This is a genomic window from Pseudolysinimonas sp. (assembly GCF_031389465.1).
Classification (GTDB): domain Bacteria; phylum Actinomycetota; class Actinomycetes; order Actinomycetales; family Microbacteriaceae; genus Pseudolysinimonas_A.
The window spans coordinates 1-4,289 of sequence record NZ_JANMSQ010000189.1 but is presented as its reverse complement, the minus strand read 5'-3'; the positions used below and the strand labels follow the sequence as shown (position 1 = coordinate 4,289).

The window sequence follows — 4,289 nt, the reverse complement described above, 5'->3', positions numbered from 1 at the left end:
CGCGAGATCGCGTCGTACGCGGGGTCAACGCGCAGGGCAAGATCGCTCGTGAGCATGCGCGGCTCGCGGTGGCCGTCCGAGTGCGCGAGCGGCACCAGCCCGGCACCTCCGCCGTTCACCGGTCGCCACTGCTTGGCTCCGGCGGGGCTCTCCATGAGCTCCCACTCGTACGCGTACAGGATGTCGAAGAACTCGTTGTCCCACCGGGTCGGGTGGTAGGTCCAGGTGACCTCGAGGCCCGAGGTGATCGCGTCGTCGCCCGTGCCGGTGCCGTGGCTGTTCGTCCAGCCGAAGCCCTGCTGTTCCATGGTCGCAGCCTCCGGGTCGAGGCCGACCGCGTCGGCCGGGCCGGCGCCGTGGGTCTTTCCGAAGGTGTGCCCGCCGGCGATGAGGGCGACGGTCTCTTCGTCGTTCATCCCCATCCGGGCGAACGTCTCCCGGATGTCGCGCGCCGAGGCGAGCGGGTCGGGGTTGCCCCCGGGACCCTCGGGGTTGACGTAGATGAGTCCCATCTGGACCGCGGCGAGCGGGCTCTCGAGGTCCCGGTCGCCGGTGTAGCGCTCGTCGCCGAGCCACTCGGTCTCCGGACCCCAGTAGACGTCGTCGTCGGGTTCCCAGACATCGGCACGTCCGCCGCCGAAGCCGAAGGTCGCGAAACCCATCTGCTCGAGCGCGACGTTGCCGGCGAGGATCATCAGGTCCGCCCAGGAGATCGACTGCCCGTACTTCTTCTTGACCGGCCAGAGCAAGCGGCGGGCTTTGTCGAGGTTGCCGTTGTCGGGCCAGCTGTTGAGCGGCGCGAAGCGCTGCTGGCCCGCTCCCGCCCCGCCGCGGCCGTCGCCGACGCGGTACGTGCCGGCGCTGTGCCAGGCCATGCGGATGATGAACGGGCCGTAGTTGCCGAAGTCGGCGGGCCACCAGGGCTGCGACGTGGTGAGCACCGTCGCGATGTCCGTCTTGACGGCGGCGAGGTCGAGGGCCTGGAACGCCGCGGCGTAGTCGAAGTCGCCCCCGAGCGGATTGGCGACAACCGGGTTCTTGGCGAGGATCTTGAGGTTGAGGCGGTCCGGCCACCACACGCTGTTCGCCGAGCCGCTCGTCGGGTGCGGCTGCTTCGGACCGACGACGGGGCACCCATCGGCGGCCGTGGAGCCTTCGGTGATGATCGGGGATTCGGCGTCAGTCATGGCTTCTCCTAGGTGATTCGGGCGTGGCGGTCATCGGGACGCCGCGATCGCGGCAGCCGGCGCAGAGACCCCAGAACACGACCTCGGCGAGGTCGACGGTGAAGCCATCCGCGTCGCCGGGGTCGAGGCAGGGAGCGTGGCCGACGGTGCACGGGATGTCGCGGACGGACCCGCACTCGCGGCACACGGCGTGGTGATGGTTGTCGCCGACCCGCGCCTCGTAGAGGGCGGGCGAGTCGGCGGGCTCGATGCGGCGCAGCAGCGAGCCCGCGGTGAGCGCCCGCAACACGTTGTGCACCGATTGCACCGAGAGCGAAGGATGCCGTCCGGCGAGTCGCGCGTGGACGCTCTCCGCGTCGCTGTGCGGCCAGGCCTCGACGGTCTCGAGCACGGCGATCCGCGGGCGGGTCACTCGGAGACCCGCGGCGCGCAGCCTGTCGTCGAGAGCCGGTCGCGTCACGACCCCACCTTATCGTGAACAACTCAAAAACAGCGAGCCGGGGGCTTACCCTGCGACGGGCACCTTCGCGCCGGCGTCGAACTCGAGCAGATCACCAGTCTCACCCGCCCGGGCGGCTCGACGGCCGACAACCCACTGGTAGACCAGGAACGCTGCGAGGGCGACCGTGCCGATTCCGATCTTGACGGGCCACGGCCAGTCCTGCCGCGTCACGAAACCTTCGATGACACCCGAAACCAGCAGGGAGAGCGCCAACCCGACGACGATCGTGAAGAACGCGCGGCCATCCTCGGCGAGTGCCTGCCGCCGTGTGCGGGCGCCGGGCGCGACCCACGACCAGAAGATGAGCATCCCGGCCGCCCCGGCGACGAAGATCGAGTACAGCTCGAGCTGCCCGTGCGGGGAGATGTAGAGGAAGAACTGGTCGAGCCGATCGAACTCGTTCATCACGGCGGCCGAGATCCCCAGGCCTTGGGCGTTCACGAACAGCAGGTACACCGGGTACACCCCGGTGATGCCGAACATGACGCACTGCGCGGTGAGCCAGGCGTTGTTCGTCCACACCTGGCCGGTGAACCCACCCTCCGAGCTCTCCGAGTAGTAGGAGACGAACTCCTGTTCGGCGTACTCGCGCCGCAGCTCCTCCGGCCCGAGCAGGTCGAGCAGTTCGGGGTTGATCGTGAACCACGCGCCAAACGCCGTCGCGACCGCGGCGAACAGCACGGTGACGACGAGCGACGACCAGCGGATGCGGTAGAGCGCCGCCGGAAGCTGGTTAGCGAAGAAGATGGTGAGCTGCCGAAGCGGATTGGTCGGCGCCCCCGTGAACCGCACCCGCGCCTTGGCGAGGGCGAGCGAAATATGGTCGCCCTGCACGGTCTCGCCGACGGTCGCCTTGATCTCGGCGAGGTGAGCGGATGCCGACTGGTACAGGTCGATCAGCTCGTCGGAGTCGCGGCCGCTGAGCTTTCGCTGCCCCGCGAGAACCGCGAGCCGATCCCACTCCGCGCGATGGGCGGCTGAGTAGGCGTCGAGGTCCATGCACTGGAAGGATATCCGCATGGTGGCCGACCCCGACTCGGAGTGGATCGACGACTACGCCCCCGGCGAGGAGGGAACCCTCACCGGGGAGGCGGTCACCCTCGACCTGCATCCCACCGGCTTCGTGTTGCGTGCCCTCGGTGCTCTCATCGACGTCGTCGCCAGCGTTGTTGTCTTCGTCATTCTGGCGATCGCGCTGAGCCTGACGCTGGTGACGCTCGGCACGGAAGAGGCGGTGCAGGCCGCCCTCTTCATCGTGACGATCGTCGTGTGTTTCGTCGGCATCCCGATGACGGTCGAGACGCTCACGAAAGGTAAATCGCTCGGTAAACTCGCGATCGGCGGGCGGATCGTGCGGCTCGACGGCGGCTCGATCAACGTGCGCCATGCCGCCATCCGTGCCCTACTCGGGATCTTCGAGTTCTACACGACCTTCGGCGGGGCCGCGGCGTTGTGCGGGCTGCTCACTCCGCGCACCCAGCGCCTCGGCGACTTGGCTGCGGGGACCTACTGCCAGTACGAGCGGGTGTCGGGTCGGGTGCTGCCGCTGTTCGGCATCCCGCCGCAACTCGCCGAATGGGCCCGCATCGTCGATGTCGCCCGGATGCCGACCCAGCTCACGCGGCGCATCGGGCAGTTCCTCGCGCAGGCGACGCAGTACGACCCGGATCGGCGCGCCCGTATCGCCGCCGAACTCGCGACCGAGGCTGCGGTATTCGTCGCGCCTGTTCCACCCGTCTCGCCCGAACTGTTCCTCGCCGGGGTCACCGTCGTGCGGCGCGAACGCGAGACCGAGGCGCTGCGCCTCGAACGCGAGCGCCTCACGAAGCTGCAACCCGCCCTGCGCGGCACCCCGCACAGCTTTCCCCTTAGGGACGACTCCCCCGCTGGTTGAGTAGCGCGCCGCGCCAGCGGCACGCGTATCGAAACCACACCAGCGGGTTACTCGGACCGGGGTTTCGATACACCCGCCTACGGCGGGCACTCAACCCACGGGGTGTGAGCTCAGTAGCGGTAATGGTCGACCTTGTACGGTCCATCGACCGGAACTCCGAGGTAGGCCGCCTGCGCGGGCGTCAGCTCGGTGAGCTCCACCCCGAGGGCCTCGAGGTGCAGCCGGGCGACCTTCTCGTCGAGCACCTTCGGCAGCACGTAGACGCCGACCGGGTAGGCATCCGTGCGCGTGAAGAGCTCGAGCTGCGCGAGCACCTGGTTCGAGAATGAGTTGCTCATCACGAACGACGGGTGCCCGGTCGCATTGCCCAGGTTCATGAGGCGTCCCTCGGACAGGACGAGCACGCTGCGCCCGCTCGGCAGACGCCACTCGTGCACCTGCGGCTTGATCTCCACCCGCTCGGCCCCGGCGAGCTTCTCGAGCCCGGCGATGTCGATCTCGTTGTCGAAGTGGCCGACGTTCGCGACGATCGCCTGGTGCTTCATCCCGAGCAGGTGCTCGACCGTGATGACGTTCTCATTGCCGGTTCCGGTGACCCAGATGTCGACCTGGTCGAGCATGCTCTCGATGCGGGCGACCTGGTAGCCGTCCATGGCGGCCTGCAGTGCATTGATCGGGTCGACCTCGCTCACGACGACGCGGGCAC

At 68.6% G+C, this 4,289-nt stretch carries 5 protein-coding genes; 1 reads left to right on the top strand and 4 read right to left on the bottom strand.

Annotated elements, in window-relative coordinates; translation table 11 throughout:
* The 3 genes from RMO30_RS07600 to RMO30_RS07590 all read right to left on the bottom strand — a co-directional run.
* On the bottom strand, positions 1–1,187 hold a 1,187-nt coding region (locus RMO30_RS07600; protein WP_309711503.1), incomplete at its 3' end, for a peroxidase family protein.
* Positions 1,180–1,647, bottom strand: a complete 468-nt coding sequence (locus RMO30_RS07595) for a Fur family transcriptional regulator (protein ID WP_309711501.1) — start codon at positions 1,645–1,647, stop codon at positions 1,180–1,182. The genes RMO30_RS07595 and RMO30_RS07600, both read right to left, overlap by 8 nt.
* Before the next feature lie 45 nt (positions 1,648–1,692).
* Positions 1,693–2,688: a stage II sporulation protein M gene (locus RMO30_RS07590; protein WP_309711499.1), complete on the bottom strand. Its 996-nt coding sequence runs from the start codon at positions 2,686–2,688 to the stop codon at positions 1,693–1,695.
* Between RMO30_RS07590 and RMO30_RS07585 the strand changes: the two genes are divergently transcribed.
* Positions 2,687–3,583: an RDD family protein gene (locus tag RMO30_RS07585; RefSeq protein ID WP_309711497.1), complete on the top strand. Its 897-nt coding sequence runs from the start codon at positions 2,687–2,689 to the stop codon at positions 3,581–3,583. The genes RMO30_RS07590 and RMO30_RS07585 overlap by 2 nt on opposite strands.
* Positions 3,584–3,693: 110 nt before the next feature.
* Here RMO30_RS07585 and RMO30_RS07580 read toward each other — a convergent pair.
* Positions 3,694–4,289, bottom strand: a 596-nt coding sequence (locus tag RMO30_RS07580) for an adenosylhomocysteinase (protein WP_309711495.1), incomplete at its 5' end; no start/stop codon positions are given.

Bases quoted from the DNA above. Each gene is read 5' to 3' on its own strand.
- RMO30_RS07585 (WP_309711497.1), top strand. From the start codon at position 2,687: ATGCACTGGAAGGATATCCGCATGGTGGCCGACCCCGACTCGGAGTGG.
- RMO30_RS07590 (WP_309711499.1), bottom strand. From the start codon at position 2,688: ATGGACCTCGACGCCTACTCAGCCGCCCATCGCGCGGAGTGGGATCGG.